Raw genomic sequence first — 16,048 nt, forward strand, 5'->3', positions numbered from 1 at the left:
CATTTGGATTGTGTACATATCCAAAACCGAGGCCACTTTAATTACCGATGAACCTGCCACTCTTCGCCCGGCGCCTGCTGCGCCCCTTGCTCGACCCCTACCGCCGCTATCGCCACGCCAAGCTGATCCACGCCGTGCGCGTGTCCATCGGCTTGCTGGCGACGATCCTGCTGACCACCGGCATCAACCTGCCCCATGGTGAATGGGCATCGGTGACCATGCTGGTGGTGATCGGCGGTTTGCAACACCACGGCAATATCGGCAAGAAGGCCGTTGAGCGTGCCTATGGCACGCTGATCGGTGCCAGCGTCGGTCTGCTGCTGGTGGTGCAGGAGGCGTATGTCGGCCAGCCGCTGCTCACCTACCTGCTGATGTCGGTGGTGTGCGGGTTTTTTTCCTATCACGCCATCGGCAAGGGCGGGTACACGGCGCTGTTGTCCGCGATCACGGTGTTTATCGTCGCGGGGCACGGTGACAACCCGTTGTCGGACGGGCTGTGGCGCACCGTGGATATCCTGATCGGCATTGCCTTGGCGCTGGCGTTTTCCTTCGCCCTGCCGTTGTATGCCGTGTATTCCTGGCGCTACAACCTGGCCAGCGCCTTGCGTGATTGCGCCCAGATCTACAGCCGGATCATCAATGGCCAGTCGGTCACCGACGATGAACACCTGAAGCTGCTCAACCGCCTGAATGCGGCAATGCTGCAATTGCGCTCGCTGATGCCGTCGGTGTCCAAGGAGGTGCGCATCTCGATGACTGAGCTGGACGCGATCCAACGCCACCTGCGCATGTGCATCAGCACCCTGGAGATTCTCGGCAACACCCGCCCGGACCCGCGGGACGAACAGGCGATGGCGCGCATGCAAGTGATGTTGAAAGCCGAGCATCGGCAGATTCGCGTGCAGTTGGTGGGGATGGCGCGGGCATTGAAGTCGGGGGTCACGGAGCGGCTGGAGCGGCCCAGCCCTGTCAGCGGCGGCGAGCCCAGCCTGGATGCGCCGGTTTACAGCGCGCTGGATGGGTATCGATTGTTGACCGTGCAACTGGCGGCGAATGTGGACGCGATGCGCCAACGCCTGGCTAAAAGCGCCGGGCGCTGGAAGATCTAGAAAGGGAGTCCGTTGACCTGTTTACCCAGCTCAACAGTTTCACACTTTCTCTTACATTTTTTTCACGTTTTATTCACATCCCGGGACGTAGGGTGAAGCCTCATCCGTTACAAACGTTGCACATCAAGCCCGCCGCCCCAGCGGGCTTTTTTTTGCCTGGGATTTGTCAGCGCGAGGCCTTGGCGGCCGGCGCTGTCGCCTGTTCACGAATGGCACGCTGGGTGTCCAGCACCTTGGCCAACGCGTTTTCGGCTTCGGGGCTTTGCTGCGGCACACGAATCGCCGCCGAGACCAGGGTGATCAGCTTGGCCATCACCTCGGCATCCGTCGCCGGGCGGCCCAGGCTCATGGAGTTCATCAGCAGGCGCAATTCGGTACCGGCCATGACCCCGGAAATCGCCTTGAGGGCAAATTGCAGGCGCACCCCCAGCTCGTTGCGCGGCAAGTCCGGCAAGGCCAGGGCGAAGGCTTCGAAGAAGCGTTGGAACACCGGTTGGTAATGCACCTTGAGGTATTCCTGGATAAACGGCGAGGTGTCGCTGTACACCCGCCCGAGGAAACGGATGAACGAACGGCCTTCCCCACTCGCCGGGTCGCTGCGTTCCAGGCCCATGGCCGGGGCGAAGAGCACGCCGAGCAAGGTGTCGCAGTCGAGGGGGCCGTCGGATTCGGCCTCACAGCGCGCCAGCAATTCCAAGCGCTGCTCGTTGAGCGGCTCCAGGCGTTGCATCAGCAGGGTCTTCATCAAGGAGTCCTTGTCCCCGAAGTGGTAGTTCACCGCAGCCAGGTTCACCTGGGCGCGCTCGGTAATCTGCCGCAGCAGCACGGCGTCATAGCCGTATTTGATGAAGAGAGCCTCTGTCGCATCCAGCAATCGAGTCTTGGTAACGTTTGGAGCGCTGAGTTTCTTCGCGACCATAAGGGTTCCACGGCGGAAATATTGTTTTAAAAAATAATTTGATTTTTTATACCGGTGTGGCCGGTCGAAAGCAAGTAGTGACACACCGCCATACTATCCAAAGCCTTTGCCCATGGGGATTCTCAGGCAAGCCACGGACCTTTCGGTAGACCCCCGTACCGGCGAGGGAAATCTTTTCAAAGCGTAAAACCGCTCTACATCCACGGCTGGCGAAGCATCGGGAACACGGTTAGTATTCAAACAATATTTTAAAAACAAGAAATAAAACCAGTCCGTGACGCGAACCAGATAGCTCCCGAACTTGTTACAAAGATTTACAAAGGGCGCATGACGGCAGCGTCGAGACTGCAGGCGTAGTCACGATGACAGATACCCCCGCGCACCCAGGCTTGATTTCCCTGCAAGGCATCGGCAAGCGCTATCAGCTCGCCGGGCAGGAACTGACCATTCTCAATGAGGTGTGCCTGTCCATCGAGCGCGGTGACAGCTGCGGCATCCTCGGCGCCTCGGGCTCCGGCAAAAGCACCTTGCTCAATATCCTCGGCCTGCTGGACCTGCCCAATTGCGGCCAGTACCATTTTGCCGGCCACGATATTTTCAGTGCATCCCCGGACGAACTGGCGGCGATCCGCAACCAGCAGATCGGCTTTGTGTTCCAGAGCTTCAACCTGCTGCCGCGCCTCAGCGCCCTGGACAACGTCGCCCTGCCCCTGAGCTATCGCGGTGTATCGCGGCATGAATCGGTGGCGCAGGCCCTGCGCATGCTCGAACAGGTCGGGCTGGCGGAACGCGCCCACCATCGCCCCGCCGACCTCTCCGGCGGCCAGCGCCAGCGTGTGGCGATTGCCCGTGCATTGGTGGGCAAGCCTTCGGTGATCCTGGCCGACGAGCCCACCGGCAACCTCGACAGCAGCACCGCCCAGGACATCATGGACCTGCTGCTGGCATTGAACCGCGAGCAACAGGTCACACTGATCATCGTCACCCACGACCCGCATATCGCCGAACGCCTGGAGCGCAAGATCCTGGTGCGCAACGGCGTAGTGCACGAGGCCGGGCGCCTATGAGCCTGCGGGTCGAACAGAGCTTCAGCCAACTGCTGCATGAAGCCTTCGTCAGCCTGCGCACCCTGGGCAAGCGCTCGGTGCTGGCCCTGCTGGGCATCGTCATCGGCAGTTCGTCGGTGGTGGCGCTGATCAATATCGGCCATAACGCGGCGGTGGATGCCGCGATGATTTTCAAGGACATGGGCACCGACACCCTGGTCGCCCAGTTCCCTCCCAAGGGCAGCAGCACGGTCCCCGCGCCCGCGAGGCTCGACCTGGATGCCGTGCGCCAGGCCGTGCCGGGCATTGCCCATATCGGCGCGCTGACCTTGTTCAGCGGGCCCATCGTGTTCCATGGCCGCACCACCAACGCCAACCTCGTCGGCAGCACACCGGACATCCAGGCGGCGATGCGCCTGGTGGTACGGCAGGGGCGCTTCCTGTCGAGCTTCGACGCCAACGAAACCTATGGCGTGATCGGTGACCAACTGGCCCAGGCCCTCGGAGCGCCGGGCGATCCGCTGCAACTGGGCGACCGCGTGCGCATCAACGACTACCTGTTCCTGGTGGTGGGCATTCTGCAGAACCAGCCCAGGGCAATGCTGATGCCGGTACAGGCCAACGAGTCGTTGTTCATTCCCGCCGAAGGCATGCGCCGCATCCATGCCATGCCGCAGATCGGCAATGTGATTATCCGCGCCGCGCCCGGCCAGGACATGGAACACATTGCCACTGAAGCCGCCAGCGCCTTGCAGACCCAACTCACCGACCACACGGTCGACATCCAGGTGCCCCAGCAAATGATCGACGGCATGACCCGGCAAAGCCGCACCTTCGCCTACCTGCTGCTGGCCCTCGGTGCCATTTCCCTGGTCGGCGGCGGCGTAGGCGTGATGAATGTGATGCTGATGAACGTGTCGGAACGCCGTCGTGAGATCGGCATTCGCATGGCCCTGGGCGCTCGCCAGCGCGACATCCGCAACCTGTTCCTGCTCGAAGCCGTCACCCTCACCGCCGTCGGCGCGCTGTGCGGTGCGGTACTTGGCATGACCGCCGCCTGGCTCTATGCCTGGCTGTCGGGCTGGCTATTCGACCTGGCCGTCGCCGCCCTGCCCCTGGGCGTGGGCAGTACGTTGCTGGTGGGCTTGTTCTTTGGCATCTACCCGGCGGTGTCGGCCTCACGGTTGCAGCCGGTGGAGGCCTTGCGCGATGAGTAAATGGCTGGGGTTGCTCGTGTTGATCAGCCTGCACGGCATGGCCGCCGAGGTGGTCATCAAGCCGTCGGCCCCCAGCAGCACCCGCAGCGGTTACGACCGGGGCGTGTCCTTGAATGCCCAGGTCACCAGCATGACCCTGGGTGACGCCGTGTACCTGGGCCTGCGCAACAACCCGGCAATCCGCAGCGCCTACCTGCAACGGGTGGCGCAGAAGTTCGACCTGCGCGTCGCCGAAGACGTGTTCAACCCCAAGCTCACCCTTAACAGCTATTACCGCAGCACCCGTGGCTCCCAGGACAGTGCGCGCAATGCCAACGTGGCGCCGGCCACCAGCTTGCTCAGTGAGTACGGCACCCGCCTGAGCATGGCCTGGACCCAGCAGCTGAACAACGCCGACCGCGCCGGCCGCTACCGCAGCGACGGCCTCGACCTGGCGATCATCCAGCCGTTGATGCGCGGCGCCGGCTGGGACGCCACCACCGCACCGTTGCGCCTGTCGCGCCTGTCGGAGCAGGCCAACCGCCTGAACCTCAAGGCGACCGTGGCGCAGACCATCAGCCAGATCATCGCCACCTACCGCGAACTGCTGCGGGCCCAGGAGCAACTGAGCATCGTACAGGACGCCCTCAAGCGCTCCGGCACCTTGCTGGAGGTGAACAAAGCCTTGATCAGCGCCGGGCGCATGGCCGAATTCGAGATCGTGCAGACCGAAGCCGATATCGCCACCCAGCAACTGGGCGTCGAAGAAGCGCAGAACCAACTGGACACCAACCGCCTGGCCTTGCTGCGCCTGCTGGCCCTGGACCTGTCGACGCCGATTCGCGCCACCGAAGCCCTGGAGGCCAAGCCCCTGCAGATCGACAAACGCCAGGCCTTCAACCTGGCGCAGACCCAGCAACCGGAATACCTCGCCGCCCTGCTCGGCAGCCAGCAGGCCGACCTCAACCTGGTGATCGCCAAGGACTCCGGGCGCTGGCAGGTGGACCTGGTGGCCGGCGCAAACCAGATACGCGACGCCTACAATAACGACGGCGGCAGCACCAACAACCGGACCTGGGACAGCTACGCCGGCGTGCAGGTGCAGATCCCCATCGGCGACATCAGCACGCGCCAGGCCGAAGTGCGCGCGCGGGTCAATGTGGAGGACCAGGAGATCCGCATCACCGACGCCCGCCAGGAACTGGAACGCAACGTCAACGACGTGGTACGCGACCTCGGCACCCGCTGGCGCCAGTATGAAATCTCCCAGCGCGCGGTGGAGTTGTCGCGGCGCAAGATCGAGATCGAACGCGAGAAACTCAGCGCCGGGCGCTCCACCAACTTCCAGGTGCTGAGCTTCGAGACCGACCTGCGCAATGCCGAAAACGCGCAGCTCAACGCCCTGATCGCTTATTTGAACGCCCAGACCCAGCTCGACTTGACCCTGGGCATGACGCTGGAAAGTTGGGAAATCGCCCTCAATGACTACTAATCGAAAACGCCTGCTGGGCGTCGCATTGATTCTGCTGCTGGCCGGCGCGGGGCTGGCCCTGCGCAGCCCCGCAGAAGGCCCGGCCGGCGCCACCGAACAATGGCTGGCCGTCAAGCCCGACCCGCTGGTGCACCAGATCGGCCTGGTGGGCAAGATAGAACCCGACACCACCCTCACCCTCACGGCGCCGTTCGACGGTAACGTGCAGGCCAATCTGGTGGAGCAAGGCCAGCGGGTCGAGGCTGGCCAGGTGCTGTTGCGCATGGACCCGGCCACCCTTGAGGTGCAGTTGCGCGACGCCCTCTCCGCCCAGCTCAAGGCCCGCCGCGCCGTGCAAGAGCTGCAGGACTGGGACAGCGGCCCCACCGTCAGCCGTGCGCGCCGCAGCCTGCGCACCGCCGAGATGACCGCCGGCAACACCCAACGCAAACTCACCGAAAGCGAAAACCTGTTCAAGCGCGGCATCATCCCGCGCAATGAGCTGGACGACCTCAAGCAACAGGCTCAGCAACAGCAACTGGACCTCGCCTCCGCCCGCAGCGAACTGCAACAGGCCCTCGACCAGGGCAAGGGCGAATACCGCCAGATCGCCGACATGGAACTGACCAACGCCACGGTGAAATACGAGGCCTTGCGTACCCTGCTCGCAGGCAAGGAGGTGAAGGCGCCGTTCTCCGGCATCGTGGTGCCCGCCCCCGGCAACAATACGCCCCAAAGCGGCAACACCAACGCGCCGATTCAGGCCGGCAGCAAGGTCAGCCAGGGCCAGGTGCTGTTCGGCCTGGCCAATATCGAGCGGCTGAAAATCGTCGCCAAGGTGTCTGAGCTGGACATCAACCAGCTGCACCAAGGCCAGGCGGTGGAAGTGCTGGGCGATGGTTTTGACGGGGAACGGTTGAGCGGCTCGGTGAGCGTGGTCAGCGGCCTGGCGATTGCCAGCGACAGCCAGGGCAGCGCGCAGTTTCCGGTAACCCTGACGATTCCCAGGCTGACCCCGCAACAGTTGCAGCGGGTGCGGCTGGGGATGAGTGCGCGGTTGACCATCGTCACGTACAACAATGCGCAGGCGATGGTGATTCCGAGCGAGGCGATCCAGGCGGACAGGACGGTGGAGTATCGAGAAGCGATGGATAAACCGGTGGAGCGGGTGAAGGTGACTACCGGGCAATCGACGCCGCAGGGGGTGGAAGTGTTCGGCCTAAAACCCGGTTTCGTAAAGACCTCAAGATAAATGGAGATCCCCTGTGGGAGGGGTTGCCCGTTCTGTCCCTTAACTGACCGGCATTGGGGCTTGCCCCCTCCCACATTTAGAAATGCGCCAACTTCAATGCCAAGGCCTTGGCCTGAAGCGCCACATCCGTCACCGCCGTGCTCTCCCACCACATCCCGCGCAACGGCGGGCCCATGGCGAACAATCGCATGCTGACCTGGCCCTGGGCATCCAGCACGGCGCCGCACGTGTCCGCCGCAATCCCCAACGCCAGCGGCCCCGGCCTGATCAGCCCGCGCTTGAGCAACTGCTGCGGCAACGGCCGGGCCACGCGGCGCCAGTCGTATTCGATGCCGCTGGAGTTGATCAGCGCCGCTCCCGATACCAGGCTGACCACCTGTTCGCCACGGTAACGCAAGCGAATGGTCACGCCCTCGCCCGAGGGCTCCAGCCCCTTGAACGACGCCGCGCGAATGCGCAACCGCCCTTGCTCATGCAGCCGGGCCACCAACTGGGCACTCAACGGCGGCGAGCGGTGGTGATGGCTTTCCCACCAGGGCCGCACATGCCGCACGAACTGGCGTTTCTCGCCCTCGCTGGCCTGGCTCCACAGCCGGCCGATATGGGCGCGCACCGTGTCCAATGGCGCCTGCCAATCGATGCCCTGCGCCAATGCCAGGCGGCATTGACGCCGCACCTCGCGCAGCAGTTGTCGCGGGCTGCGCAAGGCGTGGTCGGCAGCGAGGAAATCGTCCCAGCCCGGCGGTTGCCGGCGCACATGGGGCAACAAGCCGTGGCGTGAAAACACCTCGATGGGCCCACGGTGCCCGGCCTGTTCCAGGGACACCACGGCGTCGACCATGGTCAACCCGGAGCCGATGATCAGCACCGGCGCCTGCGGGTCGATCCGGGTCATGGCCTGCACGTCCCAGGGGTCCACGGCGGCGGCGTTCAAGCCGCTGGACTGGGTCTGCGGCGTGCGTGCCGCCGGGAACATGCCGGTGGCCAACACCGCCTGGGCGCCGCGCAGTTGCTGGCCGTTGTCGAGGGTCAGCAACACTGAATCGTCGCCGACCTGCAGGTCGACGACTTCGGCGCGGATATGCTCGACGGTGGACGCCGACAACGCCTTGGCCTCAGCCAGCCGTTGCTGCGCATACAGGCCAAAAATCCCGCGTGGCGGGAACAGTTCGCTGATGGGCACGTGTTGCTGGTCCGACTCGGGCCAACCGCCGGCACCGATGTAGGCGGTCAGCCATTGGGTCAGGTCATCGGCGTTGTCCGGGTCGACGCTCATGCGCGCCGCGTTGCCGTTCAAGGTGTGGCCCAGTTCGACGGCGCTGTAGGCCTCGCCACGGCCGAGTTCGGCGCGCGGTTCGATCACCAGGATCCGGCGCTGCCCAGGCCGGCGCAGCAGTTGCACCGCCAGCATCGTGCCGCTCAGGCCGCCGCCGATGATCAGCACATCAGCGTTGCGGAGGGATTCAGTCATGCACATTCGCCTTTACTGTTTACCCAGATAAATATCGTGCAAGTCGCCCCGCGCCAACAGCTCGGCGGCGCTGCCACTCAAGGCCACGCGCCCAGTATCCAGCACGTAGCCCTGGGACGCATAGTTGAGCGCGACGTTGATGTTCTGCTCGGCGATCAGGAAGCTCACCTGCTGCTCGCGGTTGAGCTGCGCGATGATCTCGAAGATCTCCTGCACGATCATAGGCGCCAAACCCATGGACGGCTCGTCGAGCAGTACCAAAGTAGGACGGGTCATCAACGCGCGGCCGATGGCGACCATTTGCTGCTCGCCGCCGGACGTCAGGCCGGCGCGGGTGTGGCGCTTGGTCTTGAGCCGCGGGAACCAGGCGTAGATGCGCTCCAGGTCCTGTTCCATGGCCTTGCGGCTCAGGCGCCGGACAAAGCCGCCGCTGCGCAGGTTGTCTTCGACGCTGAGCTGGCCGAAGACATGGCGGCCTTCCAGCACATGCACCATGCCCTGGCGCACACGCTGGCTGGGGTCGACGCCGGCCAGGTCGACGCCCGCGTATTCGATCACGCCCCGGCTGACTTCGGCGCGCTCGGCACGCACCAGCCCGGAGATCGCCTTGAGGGTGGTGCTCTTGCCGGCGCCATTGGCCCCCAGCAGGGCGACGATGGCGCCCTTGGGCACGCTCAGCGACACCCCGGCCACGGCGAGGATCGCACCGTCGTAGATCACTTCAATATCGTTGACCGTCAACAACGACGGGCGCGTGGCTTCGCTGGCGAGCTGGCTCATGATTTATTCATCCCCGGTGCAGGTGCGTGGCGTCAGGCCTTTTTCCTTGGCGAACGCCGCGGATTTTTCATCGATCAGCGGGCGCAACAGGGCGCGGTCGGCGGCGATCCAGTCGCTGATCAGCGTCCAGTGGGCGCCGTCCCATTGCTGCACGCGCGCCGAGCCGCCGCCTTCGTGGTCGCGGCACGACAGCTTGAGGTTCTGCATCAGGCCCAGGTAGCCCATATCCTTCAAGCGCGCGTCATCGATATTCAGGTGTTCCAGGCCCCAGCGGCCTTCTTCGCCATTGAGCGGACGCTTGCCGAACCTGGCCTGGCCGGTGCGGATCGCTTCCACGGCCACGGCGGCGTTCACCAGGCCGGAGTTGTAGTAGACGCTGCCGAAATTCTTCAGGTCCTTGAGGTCGCTGTGGCCCTTGTCGAGGATGTACTGCTTGAGGCGCTTGTGGATCTCGAAATCCGCTCCTGCCGGGTAAGGCGTGAGCGCCAGGTAGCCCTTGGCGGCGGCGCCTGCGGGCAATACGTCTTCGCTGGAACTGGCCCAGATGTCGCCGATGATATGGTCCACCGGGAAGCCGAAGCGTGCGGCGGTTTTCACCGCCACCGGGGTGGACACGCCCCAGGTGCGCAGGAACACCCAATCCGGGTTGGCCTGGCGTACCTGGCGCCATTGCGCGGACTGCTCATTGCCCGGATCGGCCACCGGAATCTGGATGTTTTCAAAACCGTATTTTTCCGCCAGCAATTTCAGCGGGCCAAGGGTTTCGCGACCGTAGGCCGAGTCGTGGTAGACCGTGGCGATCTTCTTGCCCTTGAGTTTGTCGAAGCCGCCTTCGCGCTGGGCGATGTAGTTCACCAGGGTCGACGCCTCGCTGTAGAACGTCAGCATCACCGGGAAGTTGTAAGGGAACACGGTGCCGTCGGTGGCTTCGGTGCGACCGTAGCCGAGGGTGATCAGCGGGATCTTGTCCACCTCTGCCCTTTCGCTGAGCGCATAGGCCGCCGGTGCGCCGTTGGGCTGGTACACCGCGACCGGCGCGCCATCCAGGCCGTTCTTGAAGCGCTCGTAGCACTCGATGCCTTTCTCCGCCGTCCACTCGGTCTCGCATTCCTGCCACACCAGCTTGACGCCATTGATGCCGCCTTCGACCTCGTTGATATAACGCAGGTAGTCGATCATCCCGGCCCACACCTGCACGCCGCTGGAGGCGTAGGCACCCACCCGGTAGGTGGCGAGGGGAAAGAACTGCTGGTCGGCCGAGGCTACCGCCTGGGGCACGGCACCGGCCAGGGCAGCCAGCGCGAAGGCGGCGCCGGCCAGGGAGCGTTTCAAGGATGCACGCATAGGGATTCTCTTATTCAATCAGAAACGTAGGGGCCACTGACGCAGCCGGTCACGGAGGTTGTACAACAGGCGAATCAAGCCCTCGGGCTCCTTGATCAGGAACACGATGATCAACACGCCAAAAATGATTTTCTGCAGGTTTTGCAACTGCCCCGCGTCCACCGAGCCACCGAACAACGCCTGCCCGGCATGGCTGAGGAAGATCGGCAGCAAACTGATGAATGCCGCGCCGACGAAGTTGCCGGCAATGCTGCACATGCCGCCGATAATGATGATGAACAGGATCTGGAAGGAGCGGTTGATGTCGAAGCTGCTGGCGCTGGCCGTGCCCAGGTAGGCAAACGCCCACAACGCGCCGGCGATGCCGAGGTAGAACGAACTGACCGCAAACGCCAGGCGCTTGTAGCGCACCACCGGGATACCGACCACGGCGGCGGCGGTGTCCATGTCGCGGATCGCCATCCAGTTGCGACCCACCTGGCTGCGCACCAGGTTGACCGCGGCCCAGGTCAACAACAGCACCGTGACCAGGGTCAGCCAGTAGCGGCCCAGCGGCGTGTTGAGGTCATGGCCGAACAACGCCAGCTTCGGTGCCGAAATGGTCCCGGACGAGCCGTAGTTGTAGAACCAGGGGAATTTGACGAACAGCCACTCCAGGAAAAACTGCGCGGCCAGCGTGGTGACCATCAGGTAGAAGCCCTTGATCCGCGAGCTGGGCAAGCCAAACAGCAACCCGACCACGGCGCTGATGATCCCACCGCCGAGCAGCGCCACCGGCAGGCCCAGCTCCGGCAGGCGCAGTAAAAACCCATAGGTGGCGAACGCCCCAACCGCCATGAAGCCGGCTGCGCCCACCGAGGTTTGCCCGGTATAGCCGGTGAGTAAATTCAGGCCCAGCCCGGCCAGGGACAGCACCAGGAACGGGATGAGGATCGCGTTGAGCCAATAGTCATTGCCCCACAGCGGCACCACGATAAACGCCAGCGCCAGCAGGCCGAGCAGGCTCCAGGGCACGCGCCGCTGGACCAGCAGCAAGGGGGCGGTGTGTTCAGCAACAGGGATCGACATGCTTTCAGACTCGCTCGATGGCGCGCTCGCCGAACAGACCGGCGGGACGGATATACAGGAAGGACAACGCCAGGACATAGGCGAACCACGGCGTGATACCACCACCGATCAGCGGGCCGATATACACCTCGGCGAGGTTCTCCGCAGCGCCGACAATCAGCCCGCCGACAATCGCCCCGCCAATCGAGGTGAAGCCGCCGATGATCAACACCGGCAAGGCCTTGAGCACCACCAGCGACAGCGAAAACTGCACGCCCTGGCGCGCCCCCCACAACAACCCCGCCACCAGCCCGACGATGCCGGCCACCGCCCAGACGATCTGCCAGATGCGGTTGAGGTTGATGCCGATGGACAGCGCCGCCGTGGTGTCATCCGCCACCGCGCGCAGCGACACGCCGATACGGGTCTTGTTGAACAGCAGCGCCAGCACCGTCACCAGCACCACGGCCACGGCCGCGGCGATCAGGTCGAACTGGCTGAGCATCAGCGGCCCGACGAACAGCGGTACATCGTCGATGCCCAGGTCCAGGGCGCGCACCTGCGAGCCCATCACGCCCTGGGCCAGGCCTTCGATAATGAACGACAGGCCCAGCGTCGCCATGAACAACGTGATCTGCGAGCGGTTCACCAGCGGCCGCAGCACCAGGCGCTCGATGAGCAAGGCGCCGACGATCATCACGATCACCGTCAACAGCAACGCCAGGGCAAACGGCACGCCCTGGTCGTGCAGGCTGACGAAGGTCAGCGCGGCAAACAGCAGCATCGAGCCCTGGGCAAAATTGAACACGCCGCTGGCCTTGTAGATCAGCACGAAGCCGATCGCGACCAGGGAATACATGGTGCCGGCGAGCAGGCCGCCGAGCAGGGTTTCGAAGAAGAACGTCATCAGTGCGTCACTCCCAGGTAGGCCGCGATCACCTCGGGATTGGCCTGCACCTCGGCAGGGGTGCCGTCGCCGACCTTGCGCCCGTAGTCGAGCACCACCACATGGTCGGACAGCCCCATGACCACGCCCATGTCGTGTTCGATCAACACCACGGTGGTGCCGAGGTCGCGGTTCACGTCGGCGACAAAGCGCGCCATTTCCTGTTTTTCCTCGGCGTTCATGCCGGCCATGGGTTCGTCCAGCAGCAACAGGCTGGGCCCGGCGATCAATGCACGGCCCAGCTCCACACGCTTTTGCAGGCCATAGGACAGGTTGCCCACCAGCACATCGCGGTAGGCTTGCAGCTCCAGGAACTCGAGGATGCCCTGGGCCCGCAGGCGGAAGGCTTCGGCTTCACGGCGTGCGCGGGGCAAGCCGAGGGCCTGTTCGATAAAGCTGGTGCGCATATGCCGCGACAGGCCGGTGAGGATGTTGTCGAGCACGCTCATTTTCTTGAACAGGGCGTTGTTCTGGAAGGTACGGCCAATGCCTCGACGCGCGGCGCCCAGCGGGTCGATACGCTGGAAATGCTGCGCCTCGAACACGATCTCGCCGGCATCGAAGCGATACACGCCGTTGAGGACGTTGAGCAATGAACTCTTGCCGGCACCGTTGGGCCCGATCAACGCGCAGATTTCCCCGCGCGCCACCTCGAACGACAGCCCATTGATCGCCTTGACGCCCTTGAACGACAGCGAGATGTCCCGCACCTGGAGAATGGCTTGGCTCATGCACGTTCCCGTTTGAATTCGGCAAGCCACGTCGGCTCGGCATTGGATTTGAGGGGCTGCCAGATATAGGCCAGGCGCTGGAAGCCCAACAGTGTGCGCACGCGGTTTTTCAGCAGGCGGCGCAGGCCGCTGTGCGGGTGGGCAATGGCCCAGTCGCACAGGCGTCGACGCCAGGTGCCGTGGGGTGGCAGGCGGCTTTCGATCTCGTCGGCCAGGTGCAGCAAACGGGCGGGCGACAGCAGCAGGCCGGTGGGCGCGACTTCGCTGCGATCACGTCGCGCCGAGGCCAGGCTTTCCGGGAAGGCCAGGCCGTGGCCGCTGCTCAGCCACTGCTCCAGCACCACCGCCAGGCCGCCTTGCCAGTGGGTGCCCTCCTCGCTCCACAACGCGGTTTCACCGGCGGTCTGCCACCAGCGCTGCAGGTGTTGCGCCGGGTCCACGGGGCCGAGCAGTTGGGCGAAATCCAACCGCTGGGTGAAGGTCCAATCGCGCTGGCGACCTTGAACGTAGGCGTGGCTGGGATGAATACGCCACAGCTGTTGCTCCAAGGCCTGCGGCTCGAGGTTATCGGCCAGCGTCAGCACCTGTGCACCGACGGAATGGGCCGCCAACGCCAGCAACAGCAGGTTCGGCTCAAAGGCGCCGCTGAGCACCAAGCGTGACTGTTGATCGAAACCTTGCTGGCGCAAACCATCGGCCAGGCGTTCGACATCGCGCAAGGTGTCGATCCAGCGCCAGGCGTACCACTGGCCCTGGCGCTTGTGGCGCAGGGCGATGTGCAACGGTGTGAGTTGCGCCCAGTGGCTCAGGTGTTCCAGGAGGGCCGTTGGTTCGTGCACGCTCATAGGGGGTTGCTCCTATTGGGGGGTGTGCGTGCGGTGGTCCGCTGGCTTGATTATTTGGATCGACACAGGACAACTGTGGGAGGGGCGGTCTTGCTCCCGATGGCGGTGGATCAGTTAGAACACCTTTGACTGAGCCACCGCCATCGGGGGCAAGTCGAATCGTCGCACCGCCCCTCCCACATTGGTTTTTTGTATCCCAGATAAATTGCGATAGCCCGCGCCAGGGTGGTTCGCGCCCAACCTTGCACCGTCGCCAAACAACTTCTCGCGCAACGTGCCCTGGGCGTATTCGGTCTTATACACGCCACGCTTCTGCAACTCCGGGACCAGCCATTCGACGGCGTCGACAAAGGTTTCATGGGTCAGCGCATAGGCGAGGTTGAAGCCGTCGACGTCGGTCTCTTCGACCCACTCCTGCAACAGGTCCGCCACGGTCTCCGGGCCGCCGACGAACAGCGGGCCAAAGCCGCCGATACCGACCCAATCGGCCAGTTCGCTGGGGGTCCAGACCTTGTTCGGATCCGCCGTGGAGAAAGCTTCCACCGCCGATTGAATCGCATTGGTGTGCACGTGCTTGAGCGGTTCATCCGGCTTGAACTGGCTGAAATCGATCCCGGTCCAGCCGGAGATCAGCGCCATCGCGCCTTCATAACTGGCGTAGGATTTGTATTCGTCGAATTTGGCCTTGGCCTTGGCGTCGGTCTCGTCGACGATCACGGTCTGCAAGTTGAAAATCAGGATTTTCTTCGGGTCGCGTCCGGCTTCGGCCGCACGGCGGCGGATGTCGGCGACGGTCTTTTTCAGCAGCACCTTGGACGGCGCGGCAACGAACACGCATTCGGCCTGCTCGGCGGCGAACTGCTTGCCACGGCTGGAGGCACCGGCCTGGTACAGCACCGGCGTGCGCTGCGGCGAGGGTTCGCACAGGTGGATGCCGGGCACCTGGAAGTGTTTGCCGACGTGGCGGATCTCGTGGATCTTGCTCGGGTCGCTGAAGATCCGACGTTCACGGTCGCGCAGTACCGCGCCCTCTTCCCAACTGCCTTCCCAGAGTTTGTAGCAGACCTCCAGGTATTCCTCGGCATAGTCGTAGCGGGCGTCGTGTTCGGTCTGGGCTTTCTGGCCAAGGTTCTTGGCGCCGCTTTCCAGGTAGGAGGTGACGATGTTCCAGCCGATGCGGCCCTTGGTCAGGTGGTCGAGGGTCGAGAGACGGCGGGCAAACGGATACGGGTGCTCGAACGACAGCGATGCGGTGAGGCCAAAACCCAGGTGCTCGGTAACCAGCGCCATGGGTGCGATCAGCGACAACGGATCGTTGACCGGCACCTGGGTCGCCTGGCGAATCGCCGCGTCGCCGTTGCCGTTGTACACGTCGTAGATGCCCAGCACGTCGGCGATAAACAGGCCGTCGAACTTGCCGCGCTCAAGGATCTTCGCCAGGTCGGTCCAGTATTCAAGGTCCTTGTACTGCCACGAGCGATCGCGCGGATGCGCCCACAGGCCCGGCGATTGGTGGCCGACACAGTTCATGTCAAAAGCGTTCAAGCGGATTTCACGGGACATCACAGCACTCCGTTGAGGTGGTAGTTGCCGACGACCTGGTATTTCCAGCGCAACGGGTCATCCAGGGTCGGTGGCAGCGCGGTGCGTTGGCCGGTCAGTTCGAATTCGGTGTTGCTGGCAAAGAGCAAGGCTTCGGCGGCGGCGATCTGCGCTTCAGTGACGGCGACCGGGCTTGGATCGGTTTCGGCGCGTTCCAGCAAGGCGGCTGCTACATCCACGCGAATCTGCCAATCGCCGAAGCGGCTGATCACGTAGGGGTCGTCGCTTTTTGCGACGTGGCGACGGGTGCTGTCCAGCAGTTGGCGTGCGAGGGTCAGGGCGGTCATGG

The 16,048-nt window shown here is 63.9% G+C and carries 15 protein-coding genes; 5 read left to right on the forward strand and 10 right to left on the reverse strand.

Annotated features, from left to right (window positions below):
• Positions 1-47 precede the first annotated feature (47 nt).
• Positions 48-1,109, forward strand: coding sequence for an FUSC family protein (locus tag J1N02_RS01895; RefSeq protein WP_065927053.1), 1,062 nt, complete (start codon positions 48-50; stop codon positions 1,107-1,109).
• A 166-nt stretch (positions 1,110-1,275) separates the two neighbouring features.
• Here the strand turns inward: J1N02_RS01895 and J1N02_RS01900 are convergent, their stop codons facing one another.
• On the reverse strand, positions 1,276-2,028 hold the full coding sequence (locus J1N02_RS01900) for a TetR/AcrR family transcriptional regulator (protein ID WP_027606310.1): 753 nt from the start codon (positions 2,026-2,028) through the stop codon (positions 1,276-1,278).
• Between the two features lie 362 nt (positions 2,029-2,390).
• Between J1N02_RS01900 and J1N02_RS01905 the strand changes: the two genes are divergently transcribed.
• The 4 genes from J1N02_RS01905 to J1N02_RS01920 are packed head-to-tail and all read left to right on the forward strand — an operon-like array spanning position 2,391 to position 6,993.
• Positions 2,391-3,095, forward strand: coding sequence for an ABC transporter ATP-binding protein (locus J1N02_RS01905; RefSeq protein WP_027606309.1), 705 nt, complete (start codon positions 2,391-2,393; stop codon positions 3,093-3,095).
• Complete coding sequence (locus J1N02_RS01910; RefSeq protein ID WP_027606308.1) at positions 3,092-4,291, forward strand: ABC transporter permease; 1,200 nt, start codon at positions 3,092-3,094, stop codon at positions 4,289-4,291. The genes J1N02_RS01905 and J1N02_RS01910 overlap by 4 nt, the downstream gene beginning before the upstream one ends.
• Positions 4,284-5,762, forward strand: coding sequence for a TolC family protein (locus J1N02_RS01915; protein ID WP_027606307.1), 1,479 nt, complete (start codon positions 4,284-4,286; stop codon positions 5,760-5,762). The genes J1N02_RS01910 and J1N02_RS01915 overlap by 8 nt, the downstream gene beginning before the upstream one ends.
• Positions 5,752-6,993, forward strand: a complete 1,242-nt coding sequence (locus J1N02_RS01920; protein ID WP_421147097.1) for an efflux RND transporter periplasmic adaptor subunit — start codon at positions 5,752-5,754, stop codon at positions 6,991-6,993. The genes J1N02_RS01915 and J1N02_RS01920 overlap by 11 nt, the downstream gene beginning before the upstream one ends.
• 76 nt (positions 6,994-7,069) lie before the next feature.
• On the opposite strand, the gene J1N02_RS01925 is transcribed toward J1N02_RS01920, so the two are convergent.
• From J1N02_RS01925 to J1N02_RS01965, 9 genes are all read right to left on the reverse strand, one after another.
• The gene (locus J1N02_RS01925; protein ID WP_108572666.1) at positions 7,070-8,464 is read right to left on the reverse strand and encodes an FAD/NAD(P)-binding protein; all 1,395 of its coding nucleotides are present in this window, start codon (positions 8,462-8,464) and stop codon (positions 7,070-7,072) included.
• Between the two features lie 12 nt (positions 8,465-8,476).
• A complete protein-coding gene (locus J1N02_RS01930) occupies positions 8,477-9,244 on the reverse strand; it encodes an ABC transporter ATP-binding protein (RefSeq protein WP_027606304.1) in 768 nt (255 codons plus the stop codon).
• A gap of 3 nt (positions 9,245-9,247) precedes the next feature.
• Positions 9,248-10,588, reverse strand: a complete 1,341-nt coding sequence (locus J1N02_RS01935; protein WP_065940088.1) for an ABC transporter substrate-binding protein — start codon at positions 10,586-10,588, stop codon at positions 9,248-9,250.
• 18 nt (positions 10,589-10,606) lie between these two features.
• On the reverse strand, positions 10,607-11,656 hold the full coding sequence (locus tag J1N02_RS01940) for a branched-chain amino acid ABC transporter permease (RefSeq protein WP_421147098.1): 1,050 nt from the start codon (positions 11,654-11,656) through the stop codon (positions 10,607-10,609).
• 4 nt (positions 11,657-11,660) lie between these two features.
• Positions 11,661-12,542, reverse strand: coding sequence for a branched-chain amino acid ABC transporter permease (locus J1N02_RS01945; RefSeq protein ID WP_027606301.1), 882 nt, complete (start codon positions 12,540-12,542; stop codon positions 11,661-11,663).
• Positions 12,542-13,312 carry an ABC transporter ATP-binding protein gene (locus J1N02_RS01950; RefSeq protein ID WP_065940090.1) on the reverse strand — a complete coding sequence of 257 codons (771 nt, stop codon included), beginning with the start codon at positions 13,310-13,312 and terminating at the stop codon, positions 12,542-12,544. The genes J1N02_RS01945 and J1N02_RS01950 overlap by 1 nt, the downstream gene beginning before the upstream one ends.
• Positions 13,309-14,157, reverse strand: coding sequence for an acyl-CoA synthetase (locus J1N02_RS01955; RefSeq protein WP_421147099.1), 849 nt, complete (start codon positions 14,155-14,157; stop codon positions 13,309-13,311). The genes J1N02_RS01950 and J1N02_RS01955 overlap by 4 nt, the downstream gene beginning before the upstream one ends.
• A gap of 114 nt (positions 14,158-14,271) precedes the next feature.
• Complete coding sequence (locus tag J1N02_RS01960; RefSeq protein ID WP_043293595.1) at positions 14,272-15,720, reverse strand: LLM class flavin-dependent oxidoreductase; 1,449 nt, start codon at positions 15,718-15,720, stop codon at positions 14,272-14,274.
• The gene (locus J1N02_RS01965; RefSeq protein ID WP_027606297.1) at positions 15,720-16,046 is read right to left on the reverse strand and encodes an acyl-CoA dehydrogenase; all 327 of its coding nucleotides are present in this window, start codon (positions 16,044-16,046) and stop codon (positions 15,720-15,722) included. Before J1N02_RS01965 ends, J1N02_RS01960 begins: the two co-directional genes overlap by 1 nt.
• Positions 16,047-16,048: the final 2 nt, after the last annotated feature.

This window comes from Pseudomonas sp. NFX5, assembly GCF_049132125.1.
Classification (GTDB): Bacteria; Pseudomonadota; Gammaproteobacteria; order Pseudomonadales; family Pseudomonadaceae; genus Aquipseudomonas; species Aquipseudomonas marginalis.